14 protein-coding genes are annotated in these 15,768 nt (G+C 71.3%); 12 read left to right on the top strand and 2 right to left on the bottom strand.

Annotated features, from left to right (window positions below):
* Positions 1–89: 89 nt before the first annotated feature.
* Together ABZ194_RS05960 and ABZ194_RS05955 are read left to right on the top strand one after the other, a co-directional pair.
* Positions 90–326: a hypothetical protein gene (locus ABZ194_RS05960; RefSeq protein ID WP_355592810.1), complete on the top strand. Its 237-nt coding sequence runs from the start codon at positions 90–92 to the stop codon at positions 324–326.
* Positions 323–1,546, top strand: coding sequence for a cytochrome P450 (locus ABZ194_RS05955; RefSeq protein ID WP_355592808.1), 1,224 nt, complete (start codon positions 323–325; stop codon positions 1,544–1,546). The genes ABZ194_RS05960 and ABZ194_RS05955 overlap by 4 nt, the downstream gene beginning before the upstream one ends.
* 3 nt (positions 1,547–1,549) lie before the next feature.
* Here ABZ194_RS05955 and ABZ194_RS05950 read toward each other — a convergent pair whose 3' ends face one another.
* Positions 1,550–1,825 carry a transposase gene (locus ABZ194_RS05950; RefSeq protein ID WP_355592806.1) on the bottom strand — a complete coding sequence of 92 codons (276 nt, stop codon included), beginning with the start codon at positions 1,823–1,825 and terminating at the stop codon, positions 1,550–1,552.
* A 270-nt stretch (positions 1,826–2,095) separates the two neighbouring features.
* Here ABZ194_RS05950 and ABZ194_RS05945 point away from each other — a divergent pair, with 270 nt between their 5' ends.
* Positions 2,096–2,530, top strand: coding sequence for an Rrf2 family transcriptional regulator (locus ABZ194_RS05945; protein ID WP_355592804.1), 435 nt, complete (start codon positions 2,096–2,098; stop codon positions 2,528–2,530).
* 125 nt (positions 2,531–2,655) lie between these two features.
* Positions 2,656–3,849 (top strand): globin domain-containing protein, encoded by a 1,194-nt coding sequence (locus tag ABZ194_RS05940; protein ID WP_355592802.1) that lies wholly within the window; start codon positions 2,656–2,658, stop codon positions 3,847–3,849.
* Between the two features lie 27 nt (positions 3,850–3,876).
* Here ABZ194_RS05940 and ABZ194_RS05935 read toward each other — a convergent pair whose 3' ends face one another.
* Positions 3,877–4,329 (bottom strand): hypothetical protein, encoded by a 453-nt coding sequence (locus tag ABZ194_RS05935; RefSeq protein WP_355592800.1) that lies wholly within the window; start codon positions 4,327–4,329, stop codon positions 3,877–3,879.
* A 320-nt stretch (positions 4,330–4,649) separates the two neighbouring features.
* Between ABZ194_RS05935 and ABZ194_RS05930 the strand changes: the two genes are divergently transcribed.
* Genes ABZ194_RS05930 through ABZ194_RS05895 form a run of 8 tightly spaced genes read left to right on the top strand, consistent with a single transcriptional unit; the run spans position 4,650 to position 15,644 of the window.
* A complete protein-coding gene (locus ABZ194_RS05930) occupies positions 4,650–6,305 on the top strand; it encodes an ABC transporter substrate-binding protein (protein ID WP_355592798.1) in 1,656 nt (551 codons plus the stop codon).
* Positions 6,306–6,308: 3 nt separating this feature from the next.
* A complete protein-coding gene (locus tag ABZ194_RS05925) occupies positions 6,309–7,319 on the top strand; it encodes an ABC transporter permease (RefSeq protein ID WP_355592796.1) in 1,011 nt (336 codons plus the stop codon).
* Entirely contained in the window at positions 7,319–8,170 is an 852-nt protein-coding gene (locus ABZ194_RS05920) for an ABC transporter permease (RefSeq protein ID WP_355592794.1), read from the top strand. The genes ABZ194_RS05925 and ABZ194_RS05920 overlap by 1 nt, the downstream gene beginning before the upstream one ends.
* Positions 8,171–8,176: 6 nt before the next feature.
* A complete protein-coding gene (locus ABZ194_RS05915; RefSeq protein WP_355592792.1) occupies positions 8,177–10,177 on the top strand; it encodes an ABC transporter ATP-binding protein in 2,001 nt (666 codons plus the stop codon).
* An 8-nt stretch (positions 10,178–10,185) separates the two neighbouring features.
* Entirely contained in the window at positions 10,186–12,240 is a 2,055-nt protein-coding gene (locus ABZ194_RS05910) for a hydantoinase/oxoprolinase family protein (protein WP_355592790.1), read from the top strand.
* A complete protein-coding gene (locus ABZ194_RS05905; RefSeq protein ID WP_355592788.1) occupies positions 12,237–13,907 on the top strand; it encodes a hydantoinase B/oxoprolinase family protein in 1,671 nt (556 codons plus the stop codon). The genes ABZ194_RS05910 and ABZ194_RS05905 overlap by 4 nt, the downstream gene beginning before the upstream one ends.
* The gene (locus ABZ194_RS05900) at positions 13,900–15,135 is read left to right on the top strand and encodes an amidohydrolase family protein (RefSeq protein ID WP_355592786.1); all 1,236 of its coding nucleotides are present in this window, start codon (positions 13,900–13,902) and stop codon (positions 15,133–15,135) included. Before ABZ194_RS05905 ends, ABZ194_RS05900 begins: the two co-directional genes overlap by 8 nt.
* Positions 15,132–15,644: a DUF4440 domain-containing protein gene (locus tag ABZ194_RS05895; protein WP_355592784.1), complete on the top strand. Its 513-nt coding sequence runs from the start codon at positions 15,132–15,134 to the stop codon at positions 15,642–15,644. Before ABZ194_RS05900 ends, ABZ194_RS05895 begins: the two co-directional genes overlap by 4 nt.
* The last annotated feature ends 124 nt before the right edge of the window (positions 15,645–15,768 follow it).

Below are 15,768 nucleotides of genomic sequence, written 5' to 3'. Positions count from 1 at the left end.
CCGGGTCTCCGATCCACCGCCCATGCCGGAGGATAACCGGGCCTGACCTGGCTTGACGGGTATCCGAGATCGGGCTGGAGTGCGCCGCCGTGGTCGAAGCGGACATGCTTGCGACCGCCCTGCGGGCGAGAGCCGTAGACGCGAACTTTACGGTGCCAGAGTGGGGAGCATCCGGTAAAACGGGAGAGACAGCTATGTCTCAGGAGGTCGTATGGCTGCTCAGGGGCACCCGGGCCTTTGCCGGTTCACCGATCGTTGCTGCCGTACGGGCTGGTGATCGGACGCGAGGAACTGTTGAGGCCGAGGCCGCCGAGGAGTCCAGATGAGCGATGACACTCATGTAGACGCTTCGTTCGGGTTGACCAATGATCCGATTTTCATGGCCGACCCGTATCCGTCATACGCTCTGTGGCGGCAGACGGGCCCCGTGCTGCGGACCACGACCCCTGACGGCTCGCCGGTGTGGTTGGTGACGCGTTACGCCGAGGTGAGGGCCGCACTGAGCGATCCGCGTCTATCGCTTGACAGGACTCACTCCCGGGGTGGTTACAGAGGGTTTCGGCTCCCGCCCGTTCTGGACGCCAACCTGCTTAATATGGACGGCCCAGACCACGCGCGGATCCGGCGGCTGGTCTCCGGCGCCTTCACTGCACGACGCGTCGAGGGGCTGAAACCCTATATCCAGCTGGCCACCGACCAGTTGCTCGATGCCGTCGCATCTCGTGGTCGGGCCGATCTGATGACTGCGCTTGCCGTACCCCTGCCGCTTATGGTGATCGGAAAGCTCTTGGGGGTGTCCGTCGAGGACGGGGACATGTTCCGGCGCTGGACGACGATGTTGATCGCACCGGATCCCGGCAGGCCGGCTCAGGCGAGAGAGGCGGTTGAGCGCATGAGTCGATTCCTGACGCGTCTGATCGCCGATAAGCGTGTCAAGCCCGCCGATGACCTCGTGTCGGCCATGATCGCCGCCCGGGATAAGGAGGGCCGTCTCAGTGAAAAGGAGATGACCTCTCTCGCCTTCTTGATTCTTTGGGCGGGGTATGAGGCCACCGTGCATCTCATCGGTAACGGTGCCTTCGCCCTGCTGTGTCAGCCCGAGTACCTGGACGCGCTAAGCGGTGATCCGGGCCTTGTGGGGCCTGTTGTGGAGGAGGTGTTGCGCTTCCTGACACCGACGCCGTATGCCATCCGCCGTTTTCCCGTCGAAGACATCGAGATCGCCGGCGTCACCATTTCGGCGGGTGACACCGTGCTGTTGTCCCTCGCCTGTGCCGGGCGAGACGAGACGGCCTTTGTCAATCCAGACGACTTTATCCTCCGGAATCCGGGTAATCAGCACCTGGCGTTCGGGTTCGGTGTTCACTACTGCCTTGGTGCCTCATTGGCGCGTGCCGAGGCGCAGATTGCGATCAGTACTTTAGTGCGCCGTTTCCCGGGCCTGGCGGCGTCCGTGCCCATCGAAGAACTCTCCTGGCAGCGGTCCTTCCGTAGTCACGGGCTGCTTCAACTGCCGGTTACCCTCTCGGGTGGTCGGCCTTCCTGAGAACTACTTCGGGAGTGGTGGCGGATCCCTGGAGGGGATTTCCTCGATCACACGCACCAGGTGATCCAGGCCTGCCGCGGCGAGGTTGGCCGGCCCGCCACGGTTCAACAGTGACCAGATGCCCTCCACCGGATTGAGGTCGGGAGCGTCCGACGGCAACCGAAAGACCCGCAGCCCGTCACCGTTGTCGGCGATGAACCGTCGCATCTCCGGGCATATGTGCCGGTTCAGATTGTCCCAGGCGAGCACGATCGGCGCGCCGGGCTGCACATGGGCCATGACGATCAGGTCCCGGTAGTCGCGCCAGGTGAAGCTCGCCGCTTCGCCCCTGCGCCGCCGGTGGCGATGAATCCGGTAGATCAGCCGGGACCGCTGCCCGGGCCGCTGGCAGGCCAGGGCGGCGACCGAGGCCCTGCCCTCACGGGTGACCTCCGGCTGCTCGATGGAGGCACCGGCCGGCTCCGAGATGCGATGGTTGACACCGTGGGTCCGGTCCCGGGGGAGCTCGTGAGAGTGGGGACTGTACGTGTGACGGCTTACCGTGAGGGCATGCGCCTGACCGTTTTCACCGACATCTCGCTCCGGATCGTGATGAGGCTCGCCGTGGCGGACGACAGCGAGCTGCTGACGACGCGCTCGGTGGCCGAGGCGCTCGCGGTGCCGTACACGCACGCGGCGAAGGCGGTGGCGCGGCTGAGCGAGCTGGGGCTGGTGGAGGCCAGGCGGGGGCGCGGGGGCGGGCTGCGGCTCACCGGGGCGGGGCACCGCGCGTCGGTCGGCGGGATCGTCCGCGAGCTTGAGGGCATGGGCGACGTGGTCGGCTGCGAGGACGCCCCGCCGTGCCCGCTGCGGGCCGCCTGCCGGCTCCGGGCGGTGCTGGCCGAGGCGCGGGAGGCGTTCTGCGCCTCGCTCGACCCGGTCACGGTCGACTCCCTGGTGGTGTCGCCCACCGGTCCGGCACTTGTCTCACTCCTGTTGCGTTAAATGACTTTCGGCCCTAAAGGAGGCGACTTTGGGCCCTCCGGGAAGATCGCCACGGGGACTTTAATATGCATGTGAGATGCAAATTATCCTCACGCCTCTCCTTCCACCCCGTCTCTGGAGGTCACATGCTGTCCGCGGAATCCGCCGGGATCATCCGCGCCACGCTGCCTGTCATCGGCGCGTCGCTCGACACCATCACCGAGAGGTTCTACTCCACGATGTTCGCCGAGCGCCCGGAACTGCTCGACGGCATGTTCAACCGGGGTAACCAGGCCAGTGGTGAACAGCGCAGGGCCCTCGCCGGTTCCATCGCCTCGTTCGCCGTCGCCCTGCTGGAGCGGCCCGACGAGCGCCCCGACCGGCTGCTCGCCCGCATCGCCCACAAGCACACCGCCGTCGGCGTCACCGACGACCAGTACGTCATCGTGCACAAGTATCTCTTCGGGGCGATCGCCGAGGTGCTCGGCGACGCGGCCACCCCGCAGGTCACCGCGGCCTGGGACGAGGTGTACTGGCTGATGGCCGGCGCGCTGATCGCCCTGGAGGCCCGCATCTACGCCGAGGCCGGCGCCGAGGGCGGGCGCACCTGGCGGCGGTGGCGGGTCGTTGAGCGCCGTGAGGAGACGCCCGACGTGGTCTCCTTCCTGCTGAGCCCGACCGGCGCCGGCCCGGTCCCGTCCGCCAAACCGGGCCAGTACGTCAGCGTCCGGGTGCGGATGCCCGACGGCGTGCACCAGCTCCGCCAGTACACGCTGTCCGGTACGGGCTGGGACGGACTGCGCAAGATCACCGTCAAGCGGGTGCGCGGCGGGGACACGCCCGACGGCGAGGTGTCCACCCTGCTGCACGAGACCGTACGGGCGGGGGACGAGCTGACCCTGTCGGCGCCCTTCGGCGACGTCGCCCTCTCCGACGGTGACGCGCCGCTCGTGCTCGTCTCCGCGGGCATCGGCTGCACCCCGATCGCCGCGATCCTGGAGCATCTGGCCGCCACCGGCTCCCCCCGCCGCGTACTGCTGCTGCACGCCGACCGCTCCCCGGCCGACCATCCGCTCCGCCGGGACATGGAGCGGCTCGTCGACGCGCTGCCCGAGGCCGGACGGGTCTTCTGGTACGAGGACGGAGCCCGGGGGGACGCCCTGCCCGGACGCATGGCCCTGGCCGACGTCGAGCTTCCCCAGGGAGCGATCGCCTACCTCTGCGGCCCGCTGCCCTTCATGCGCGAGGCGCGTGCCCAACTGGTCGGGGCGGGCGTGGCGGCCCGCGACATCCACTACGAGGTCTTCGGCCCCGACCTCTGGCTGGGCGCCGACGCCTGACCCGGAGACGAGTGCCCGGCGCGCGGGTTACTCGAACAGTGAGTGGTGGCCGCCTCGCCGGTGACGCCGTACCGCCACCACGACCGCGTTGGCCAGGGCGACGGCGGCCAGTGCGCAGTTCAGGTGGAACAGTGGCCAGAGCCTCATGGTGAACGCGAGGACGGCCAGGGCCGTGAACGCCACGAATCCGTAGGAGGCCAGCAGAAGCCGCAGGTTGAGGGCGCTGTAGGGCCGGTCGAGCGAACCCGGTTCCGCCCCCCTGCGGCCGCGCCGATGCCCGGCCGGCGGCCCGCTGGGCCGAGGCGGCGTACCGGGCACGCGGGCGCCGCCGGTCCTGGCGACCTCCCCCGGGGCTCTCCCAGAGGCAGCCCCCGAGGTGTCCGAGGAGGTGTCCGGGGACGGCGGAGGGCCCGGGACGCCGGGCGTCGGCTCGTCCCGCGGATCCTCCGGCTCGGGGGTGAGACCCCGCGAACGGTTCACACCCGGTTTCCTACCCCGTCCACCAGGGATGTCTCCACGGGCCGGAGCGCGGACTCCGGGTAACGGCGCCCCCGCGGGATGTGTGATCGATCCCACCCTAAGCATCTGTGAAATTTGGTGAACAAGCCGCTGGCGTGCGATGTAAGGGGTGTCTTTTCTCCCTTCTGATCAGCGATTTTACGAGTGAACAAGAGGTTGTCTCTTGTTCACAAAACTCATGTCTGATAGAACAAGCGACATATGTGGGTGCGGGTGGGGCGCGGACGGAAGCGAACCGCTCACCGCGCGGCCCAACTCTTCGCGGCCTCTGGAGGACTGCCATGCCCGCCTTCTCCCGCCCGGACGGTTCGGGGTCCCCGGCGCTGTCCCGCCGTTCCGTGCTCCAGCTCGGCGGCGGCGTCGCCCTGCTGTTCGCGAGTGGATGCGCGGCCGGCACCGGCACCGGCGGCTCGGGCGGCTCCTCGCAGGGCCCCGCCGCCTCGACGCTCCGGATCGCGGTGAGCGGCTATCCCAGCAGCTGGGACCAGGACTTCGTCGGGTTCGACCTGACCGCACTGATGCTCCACAAGAACGTCTTCCCCTACATGATCGACTACGGTGTCACCGCGGTGGACGGCGGTCAGATCCTCGACACCTCGGCCATCGCCCCCACCTTCGCCGAGTCCTTCGAGCCCGACGCCGACAACAAGGTGTGGACCCTCAAGCTGCGCAGGGGCGTCAAATTCGCCGGCGGCAACGAGATGACCGCCAAGGACGTCAAGTGGTCCAAGGACCGGGCCTTCGCCGCGCAGGCCAACGTCGCCGGCGTCTACCGGCTGATCGGGCTCACCGAGGCCGACCAGGTCGAGGTGGTGGACGACTACACCGTGCGGTTCCGGCAGGCGTTCCCCAGCGCGCTGACCCGCCAGATCCAGGCCATCTCGCTGTACGTCTTCGACTCCGAGGAGGCGAAGAGGCACGCCACCGCCGACGACCCCTGGGCCAAGGAGTGGTTCGCCAAGAACGCCCCGAACGGGGGCTACTTCAACGTGGAGAAGGCCACCCAGGGACAGGAGATCGTGCTGGCGGCCAACCCGGCCTACCCGGGCCCGGACGGCGCCAAGGCCCCCAGGATCCGGCTCACCGTGGTGCCCGCGGCCGCCAACCAGCGTCTCCAGCTGCAGAACGGCGACATCGACATCGCCTTCGGCATCGGCCGCCGCGACATCAAGGACCTCAAGACCACCAAGGGCGTCAAGGTCATCTCCGCGCCGAGCAACAGCCAGGTCACCATCCAGATGTCGATGACCACCGCCCCCTTCGACGACCCCGCGGTGCGCAGGGCGCTCGCCTACGCCGTGCCGTACGAGCAGATCATCGCCAACGTCTACGGCGGCGACGCCAGGCCGTCCAGGAGCGTCGTCCCGCTGGACATGCCCGGCTACTCCGAGACCGGCTACCCCTACACCCACGACCTGGCCAAGGCCAAGCAGACCCTGGCGGACGCGGGCAAGGGCCAGGTCGGCTCCGAGCTGGTCTTCCAGGCCGACAACGAGGAGGAGCAGCAGCTCGCGGTGCTTGTGCAGAGCGAGGCCGGGAAGGCCGGCATCGAGTTGAGACTGAGCCCGCTCGACCCCGCCACGCTGGCCGGCCGCCGGGAGAAGAGGAACATCCCGCTGCAGATCACGGTGGGTGAGCTCTGGGTCAACGACGTGGAGTACATGCTCGGTACGAGCCTCACCAAGGGCGCCAACCTGAACTACTCCAACTACGGCAACCCCGAGATCGAGAAGATCTTCAAGCGGTCGCACACCGTCGTCGACGAGGCCGAGCGCGCCAAGCTGTGGCTGCGCGTGCAGGAGATCCTGGCCGAGGACATACCGTGGATCATGATCTGCCAGCCCAACTTCACCCTCCCGGTGCGTGAGGAGGTGGCCGGCTGGGTCCAGCCGATGGACGGGCTCGCCCGGCTGCGCCACCTGAACATCGCCACGTGAGTCATGCGTATCCTCCGCTTCCTCCTCACCCGGCTGCTCCAGCTCGTCCCGGTGCTCGCCGGGGTGGCCGTCCTGACCTTCCTGCTCGTCAGGGTTCTGCCGGGTGACCCGATCCGGACCATCCTCGGGCCCAACGCCACCGAGGCCGACGCGGCGGCCGCCCGGGCGCGGTTCGGGCTCGACCAGCCCCTGTGGCGGCAGTTCCTCGACTATCTGGGGGGACTGTTCACCGGCGACTTCGGCACCTCGATCCAGAGCGGTGCCCCGGTGGGCTCCGAGATGGCCGTGCGGATCGGGCCGACCATGGAACTCGTGGTCATCTCGCTGGCCGTCGCGCTCGTCGTGGCCACCGTGCTCGGCATCTGGTCGGCGCGGCACGCCGGGCGGTTCGGCGACCACACCGTCCGCGTCGCGGCCCTGATCGGCAACTCCGTCCCGGAGTTCTGGCTCGGCCTGGTGCTGGTCCTGGTCGTCTACAACGGCCTCGGCTGGGCCCCCGCGCCCAGCGGACGCGTCGACCCCGACACCGAGCTGAGCCTGCTCACCGGCGCCGACCTGCTCGACGCGGCCCTGACGGCCAACGGTCCGGCGTTCGTCTCCGCGCTGGAACACCTCATGCTGCCGGTGGCCACGCTGGTGATCGTCATCGTCGCGCCGCTGCTGCGGAGCGTCCGGGCCTCGGCGCTGGAGGTGCTGGGCTCCGAGGCGTACACCGCCGCCGCCGCGCACGGGCTGCGAGACCGGCTGCTGCTCCGCGGCTACCTGCTGCGCGCCGCCCTGGTACGGCTGCCCGCCCTGGCGGCCCTGGTGTTCGGCTTCGCCATCGGCTCGACCGTGCTCGTGGAGTACGTCTTCTCCTGGCAGGGCTTCGGCCAGTGGGCGCTGAGGGGCCTGCTCTACCGGGACTACCCGGTCGTGCAGGCGTCGGTGCTCGTGATCGCGCTGTTCTACGTGGTGGTCTTCCTGATCGCCGACGTGGTCCACGCGATCCTCGACCCGAGAGTGAGGATCTGATGGCCGAGGTGGCACGAGTCCGGGAGACCGGCGGGGGCGGCCGGTTCGCGTCGTCCCTGATCACGGCCGGTTCGGCCGTACTGATCCTGGTCGTGCTGGCGGCCCTGTTCGCGCCGCTGCTCAGCTCCTGGGGTCCTGAGCAGATCGACCCCGCCGCGTCTCTCGCCCCGCCGGGCGGCGCCCACCCGCTGGGCACCGACCTCAACGGGATGGACGTCTGGAGCCGGGCCCTGCACGCCGCCCGGCTCGACCTCGGCATCGCGGTCGCGGCCGTCGCCGTGGCCGTCGTCGCGGGCAGCCTGGTCGGCCTGGTCGCCGGCTACCGGGGTGGCTGGGCCGACGACGTGCTGATGCGGGTGCTCGACGTCTTCCAGGCGTTTCCCACCTTCATCCTGGCCCTCGCGGTGGCCGCGCTGCTCGGCGGCGGCACGGCCAACCTGGTCGCGGTCATCGCCCTGGTGAACGCGCCCGCCTACGCCCGGCTGGTCCGGGCCGAGGTGCGCTCGGTCAGGGAGCTGCCCTTCGTGGAGGCGTCCCGCACCTCGGGCTCGTCGTCCTGGGTCGTGCTCTGGCGGCACGTGCTGCCCAACAGCCTCACCCCCGTGCGCGTCATCGCACCGCTGAACTGCGGCTGGGCGATGCTCACGCTGGCGGGCCTCTCCTTCCTCGGACTCGGGGTGCCGGTCCCCACCGCCGAGTGGGGCGCGATGATCAGCCTCGGCACCGGCGACGTCGTCGCCGGCCGATGGTGGACCTCGGTGCCGCCCGGCCTCTTCCTGCTCATCTGCGTCCTGGGCTTCAGCCTCCTCGGTGAGGGCCTGCAGGAACGCGCCGACTCCACCGGAAGGTGACGGACGATGACGCTTCTGTCCATCGAGGACCTGTTTGTGGTGATCCGCCGGCCGGGCCGGGAGGTGGCCGCGCTGAGCGGGGTCGACCTGCGGGTCGACGCCGGCGAGGTCGTCGGCCTGGTCGGGGAGAGCGGCGGCGGCAAGAGCATGGTGGCCCGCTCCGTCGTCGGCCTGCTGCCCGGCGGCTCTCAGGCGACCGGACGGGTGCTCTTCGAGGGCGCCGACGTGCTGAGGATGGACCGTTCCGAGCTGGAGGCGTTCCGGGGGAAGGGCGCCGCGATCTGCTTCCAGAACCCGCGCGGCGCGCTCAGCCCGACCCGTACCGTCGGCCGCCAGCTGGTCGACCGGCTGGTCACCCACCGGGCCATGACCTCCGGTGAGGCGGGGGAGACCGCGGCCGAGCTGTTGGAGTCGGTCGGCATCCGGAGCCCGAGGCGGCGCCTGGCCGCGTACCCGCACGAGCTCTCCGGCGGGATGGCGCAGCGGGTCATGATCTCGCTCGCCACGGGGTGCGCCCCCGGTCTGCTGATCGCCGACGAGCCCACCACAGGGCTGGACGTGACCCTCACCAGGGAGATCCTGGGCCGGTTCCGGCTCGCCGCGAACGCCGAGGGACGCGGGGTCCTGCTGATCTCCCACGACCTCGCCTCGATCGCCGAGATCTGCGACCGGGTCGTGGTGCTGTACGCGGGCACCGTGGTGGAGACCGGGCCCGCGGCCCAGGTGCTGAACGAGCCCGCGCATCCCTACACGCGGGCGCTGCTGCGGTCGGTGCCCGACATCGACGGGCGGCCGGTGGCCGTCACCCGGGGTTCGATGCCGCTGCTCCGGCGGGCGCCGTCCTCCTGCCCGTTCGCGCCGCGCTGCGCGCACGCGACCGAACCGTGCACGCGGGAACGCCCGGTGACCGGCGATCTCGCGCACGACTGGCGGGTCGCCTGCCTCCACCCCCGCTCCGGCCCGGTCGTCGAGCCCGCCGCCCCGGCCTCGCCTTCCCGGACGTCCGCCGGGGAAGGCGGGGACGGCGGGGACGCCGGGGACGGCGGGGAGGTCCTGCGGGTGGAGGACGCGCACGTCGTCTACCGCAGCCGGTTCGGCGGCGGCGGTCACCACGCGCTGCGCGGGGTCAGCCTCAGCGTCGCCGCGGGGGAGACCCTCGGCGTCGTCGGGGAGAGCGGGTGCGGCAAGAGCACCCTGGCCCGGCTGATGCTCGGCCTGGTGGCCCCCTCGCGGGGCCACGTCGAGGTGGCCGGCCGTACGCTCTCCCGGGTGCGGGGCAGAAAGCTGCGCCGGCTGCGCACCCGCGCCCAGATGGTCTTCCAGGACCCCGTCGGGTCGCTCAGCCCGCGCCGTACCGTGGAGGACGCGATCGGGGAGCCGCTGCGCGCCGCCGGGGTGCCCGCCGGGGAGGTGGCCGTCCGCGTCGCCCGGGTGCTGGAGCGCATGGAGCTGGACCCGTCGATCCTGCGGCGGCGCCCGCACGAGCTCTCCGGCGGCCAGGCGCAGCGGATCGGCATCGCCCGCGCGCTCGTGGGCGACCCCGACCTCATCGTCTTCGACGAGCCGACCTCCGCGCTCGACGTCACCGTGCAGGCGCAGATCCTGAAGGTGATCGCCGAGGTGAGCGGCGACCGCTCGCGCGGATCGGTTCTCATCTCCCACGACCTGGCCACCGTGCGCGGGTTCTGCGACCGGATCGTGGTGCTCTACCTGGGGCGGATCGTCGAGGAGGGCCCGGTCGACGAGGTCTTCGGCAACCCGCGCCACCCCTACACCCGGGCGCTGCTGTCCGGCGCCCCCAGTCTGGGCGCCGGTTTCACCGGACCCCGGGTCGAGCTGACCAAGGACCTGGAGGAGGCGGACGCCGCCGATGGGTGCGCCCTCGCGCCGCGCTGCCCCTTCGCGACCGCCGAATGCCGGGAGCGGGAGCAGGAGCTCCGCCCTCACGGCGCGAGCCGGGTCGCCTGCCACCGCGCCGCCGAGATCCCCGCGCTGATCGAAAGGTGACACCAGACATGCCCGACCCGAAGCACATCCGGCTGGCCGTCGACATCGGCGGCACCTTCGTCGACGCGATGGAGCTGGACACCCGTACCCACGAGGTGCGCTTCAGGAAAGCCTCGACGACCCCCGCCCACCCCTGGGAGGGGGTGCTCAACGCGGTCACCGCCCTCGGCACCGACCTGTCCGAGGTGGAGCTCTTCATCCACGGCACCACCCTCGGCCTCAACGCGGTCCTGGAGCGGCGGGGTGAGCCGACGGGGATCATCACCAACGAGGGCTTCCGCGACGTGTTCCTGGTCGGCCGGGGCAACGTGCCCGCCGACCACATGTACGACTTCCAGTACGAGCGCCCCGAGAGCCTGGTACGGCGCCGCCACACCGCCGGGGTCCGGGGGCGGCTCGACCACCGGGGCCGGGTGGTGGAGGAACTGGACGTCGAGGGGGTCCGGGAGGCCGCCCGCGTTCTGGTGGAGGAGCGGGGCGTGGTCTCCATCGCCCTCTGCTTCCTGCACTCCTTCCTCGACCCCTCCCACGAGCGCGAGGCCGCCCGCGTCATCCGCGAGACCTGCCCCGGCGTGACCGTGTCGGTCTCCACCGACATCGTCCGGGAGTACCGCGAGTACGAGCGGACCAGCACGACCGTCCTCGACGCCTACATCCGGCCGATCTTCGAAAGGTACGTGGACCGGCTGGAGAAGGGGCTCGCCGAGCGGGGCTTCGACGGGCGGTTCCTGATCATGCGGTCCGGCGGCGGCTCCATGACGTCGGCGGTGGCCAAGACCTCCCCGACGCACACGGTGCTGTCGGGCCCGGCGGGCGGAATCGTCGGCGCCGCGCACATCGCCGCCGCCCTCGGCCGCCGCGACCTGCTCACCTTCGACATCGGCGGCACCTCGCTGGACGCCTGCGTGATCGAGAACGGCTCCGCGGTGGCCGCCTACGAGGCGCAGCTCGAACACTTCCCGCTGCTGATCCCCACCTACGACATCCGCACGATCGGGGCCGGAGGGGGCTCGATCGCGTGGCTGGAGCGCGGACTGCTCAAGGTGGGCCCGCAGAGCGCGGGCGCCGACCCCGGCCCGGTCTGCTACGGCCGGGGCGGGACACGCCCCACCGTCACCGACGCGGCGGTCGTCCTCGGCTACGTGGATCCCGGCCGGTTCCTGGCCGGGACCATGGAGCTGCGGGCCGACGCCGCCCGCGCGGCACTCGACGAGCAGGTGGCCGGCCCGCTCGGGCTGAGCCTGGAGGCCGCAGCGGCCGGGGTCTTCGACGTGCTGCTGGCCAAGACGGTCGGCGCGGTACGGCAGATCACGGTCGAGCGGGGACACGACCCCCGGGGCTTCTCGCTGCTCGCCTTCGGCGGGGCCGGGCCGCTACTCGCGCCGCTGCTGGCCGCGGAGATGGGGATCGGCGAGGTCATCGTGCCCTTCGCGCCGTCCGGCTTCTCCGCCTGGGGCATGCTCACCGCCGACATCGTCGACGACTTCTCCCGCACGGTGACGGCCACCCTCGACGACGCCGACCTCGACGGGCTGGAGGCGGTCTTCAGGAGCGTCGAGGCCGAGGCCGTCGCCTCCCTGACCGCGCAGCAGGTGCCCGCCGCGCGCATGGTCCTGGAGCGTCAGTTCGAGCTGCGCTACCTGGGCCAGGAGCACTCGCTCATCGTCACCGCGGGCCGCGACCTCGACAGGGACGCGATCAGGCGGGCGTTCGAGGAGACCCACACGGCCCGGTACGGCCACGCCATGGACAACCGGCTGCAGATCCTCAACCTGCGGGTACGCGGCATCGGCCGTACCGACCGGCCCGAGCTGCCGGTGCGCCCGAGAGGCGACGGCGACGCGGCGCGGGCCCTGCTCTCGCACAGGGACGCCTACGACTTCGGCACGCGCGGCACGGCGTCGTTCGCCGTCTACGACCGGGCCCTTCTGGAGCCCGGTGACGTTTTCGACGGCCCGGCCCTGGTGGACGAGGGAACCTCGACCACCGTGGTGCCCTCCGGGCAGCGGGCCGAGGTCGACGAGCACGGCTATCTCCTGGTGAAACTGACGGAGGCGTCATGACCGAGCGACTGGACGGGGCCACGGCCGAGGTCGTCCGCAGCTATCTGCTGGCGGCGGCCGAGGAGATGCGGGCCACGCTGATCCGCACCTCGTTCAACCCGGTGATCTACGAGGTTCACGACTTCGGCATGTCGATGTACGACGCCGACCTGCGGCTGATCGCCGAGGCCACCGGGCTCACCTTCTTCCTCGGTGCCAACGACTTCTCCCTGCGCAAGGGGGTGGAGTACGTCGGCAGGGAGAACCTGCGCCCGGGGGACGTGGTGCTGCTGAACTACCCCTACTGGAACGCCGCGCACGCCTACGACGCGACGCTGTTCGCCCCGGTGTTCACGGGTGCCGAGCTGGTGGGGTTCCTCTGCGTGCGGGCGCACTGGATGGACCTCGGGGCCAAGGATCCGGGATACGTGCTGGACTCCACCGACATGCACCAGGAGGGGATGATCTTCCCCGGCACCAAGGTGTTCTCGGAGGGCAGGCCGAACCGGGAGATCATCGAGCTGATCAGGTTCAACTCGCGGATGCCGGACCTGGTGATCGGAGACCTGAACGCGCAGGTCGCCGCGTTGCGCACCGGTGAACGCCGGTTCCTGGAGATCCTGGAGAAGTTCGGCCGCCCGACCGTGGAGGCCGCCGTCCAGCGGATGGTCGAGGACGGCGAGGCGCGCACCCGCGCCGCCCTCGCGGAGCTGCCGCAGGGGTCGTGGACGGCCTCCGACTGGCTGGACGACGACGGCATCACCGACGAACCGGTCCTCATGCGGGTCACGGTCACCATCGCGGACGGCACGTTCACGGTGGACTTCGACGGCTCGGCGCCCGCCACGCGCGGCCCGATCAACATGCCGTTCGGCGCCACCGAGGCGATCTGCAAGGTCATCCTCAAGTCGCTCACCTCGCCGGACGAGCCGTCCAACTTCGGCACCACGGTCCCCCTGCGGGTGCGGGCCGAACCCGGCACGCTCTTCCACGCCGTCTACCCGCAGCCGACCTTCACCCTCTGGACCGGCATCGTCGCGGTCGAGCTGATCCTGAAGGCGCTGGCGCAGGGGATGCCGGACCGGCTGCCCGCCTCCTCCGGCGGGGACGTCCCGGGCTTCATGATGGTCGGCGTCCATCCCGAGACCGGGCAGATGTTCGCGGTCAGCAACAACGACCCGGTCGGCTGGGGCGCGACCCCCTCCCACGACGGGATGAACGCCGCCACCCACGTCTCGGGCAGCACCGGCCGGATCACCCCGATCGAGGTGCTGGAGGCGCGGACCGGGATGTTCTTCGAGCGGATGGAGATGCGCGAGGACTCCGGCGGCGCCGGGCGGTTCCGCGGCGGTGTCGGCCTGCGGCGCGACATCCGGTTCGTCACCCCCGGCGAGTTCCTGTCGGTGATCAAGAAGACCAGGGCGAGGCCCTGGGCGCTGGAGGGCGGCCTGGAGCCCGACCCCAACCAGGTGATCGTTTTTCCCGGCACCGACCGTGAGCAGCGGGTCAGCACCCGGCGGACCAGGGTCGAGGCCGGCGACAGGGTGAGGCTGCTCACCGCCGGCGGCGGCGGGCACGGCGCCCCCCGGCTCCGTGACCCCGAGCTGGTCAGGCAGGACGTCGCCGAGGGATACGTCTCCCCGGCCGCCGCCCGGGAGATCTACGGCGTCGAGGTGCCCGATGAGTGACGTCGTCATCGTCAACTGCACCGTGGCCGACGGCCGGGTGGCCGACGGCGCGGAACCGGTCGCCGACGCGGCGGTTCTGGTCAGGGGCGAGCGGATCCTGCTCGCAGGACCTCGCGAGGAGGTCCTGCGGCAGGCGGACGGCGCCACCGAGCTGGACATGGAGGGCGCCTACCTCACACCGGGGCTGGTCAACATGCACACCCACCTGTCGCTGTCGCTGCCCGGTCAGGGCGGGGAGAACGTCAAGGGGTTCACCCCGCACGAGCTCGCCCTCTACATGGCGGACGGGGCCCGGCGCACCCTGCACTGCGGCGTCACCGCCGTCCGGTGCGTCGCCGAGAAGGACCACGCCGACTTCGCCCTGCGCCGCGCCATCGAGGCGGGCCGGGCGAGTGGCCCGCGTATCTTCACCGCCGGGCAGGCGCTGGTCTGCACCGGAGGCCACGGCCACGAGTCGTCGGACACCCTGGAGTGCGACGGCGCCGACGCCTTCCGGCGCGGCGTCCGCACCCAGATCAGGGCGGGCGCCGACCTCGTCAAGGTGATGATCTCCGGCGGGATCGCCGGAGAGCACGAACGCATCGAGACCCCGCAGCTGTTCACCGAGGAGATGATCGCGGTGCTCAACACCGCGCACGCCTGGGGACGCAAGGTCACCGCGCACGCCGGGCCGGCCGCGGTGATCGCCGAGGCCGTCGAGCTCGGCCTCGACTGCGTCGAGCACGGCTACCAGCTCACCCCCGAGGTCGCGGCGAAGATGGCCGAACGGGGCACAGCCCTGGTGCCGACCCTGCTGGTCACCCGGTGCAAGGAGTTCTTCGACGAGCTCGGCGTGCCCGAGTGGATGCAGTGCCGCTCGCTCGGCGCCGGCCCCCGGCACCTTGAGAGCTACGCCATGGCCCTCGCCGCGGGGGTGGAGGTGCTGCTGGGCAGCGACATGCCGCCGTTCTGGCGCTTCGAGGGGACCAGCGCCACGGTGCGGGAGCTGGAGTACATGTCGCAGGGCGGTCTCGGCCCCGCCCGCGCGCTGTACGCGGGCACCCTCGGCCCGGCGCGCTGGCTCGGCGCCGAGCGGGACATCGGCACCGTCGAGGCCGGGCGGTACGCCGACCTGGTCGCCATGGACGCCGACCCGCTGGCCGCCACGTCGGCCTTCCGCACGATCCGCTGGGTGATGAAGGGGGGCCGGGTCGTCCGCGACGACCGGGCCGGAGGGGGGAGACCGTGACCGACACCGTGACCGGCACAGCGAACGGAACCGCGGCCGGGGACGACACCGACACCGACACCGGGAGTGGGATCGACGCCGTGACCGAGACGACCACCGGAGCCGGGAACGCGACCGGGGCGGCGGGGGCCGATGCCGAGGCGATCGCCGCGGGCATCGACGACATGTACGACGCGTTCCTCGCGGCGGACCGCGACCGCTTCGACGGTCACCTGCACACCGAGGTCACCACCTGGGAGACGCACCTGCCGGGCCCGCTGCGCACCCGCGCCGAGCTGGACGCCTACCGTGAGGGCCGCGACCGCTCCGGCGCCCGCCCGGCCCTCACCCGGCTGTCCGCGGAGGACAAGCGGATCGACGTGTGGGACGACGCAGGGGTCGCCCGCTACCTGCTCGTCGCGGAACCTCCGGAAGGCCCGGTCCAGCGGAGCCGGGTGACCGACGTGCTGCGGCGGGTGGGCGGCGACTGGCTCATCGTTCACCACCACTCCGAACTGCTCGGGCGGTAGGCGGGGCGGGGGCGGCAGACGGGTGGGACCGCCGGCGGGGCTCGGGGGAGGGATACCGGGTGTGATGCCGGGCGGGGCGGCGGGTGGGACGCCCCGCCGGGGCCCGGCGGGCTCCGCCGTACGG

It is taken from the genome of Streptosporangium sp. NPDC006007, assembly GCF_040614315.1.
Taxonomy (GTDB): Bacteria; Actinomycetota; Actinomycetes; order Streptosporangiales; family Streptosporangiaceae; genus Streptosporangium.
Note: the sequence above shows the minus strand (reverse complement) of the source record. Positions and strands in the feature narration are given on the sequence as shown.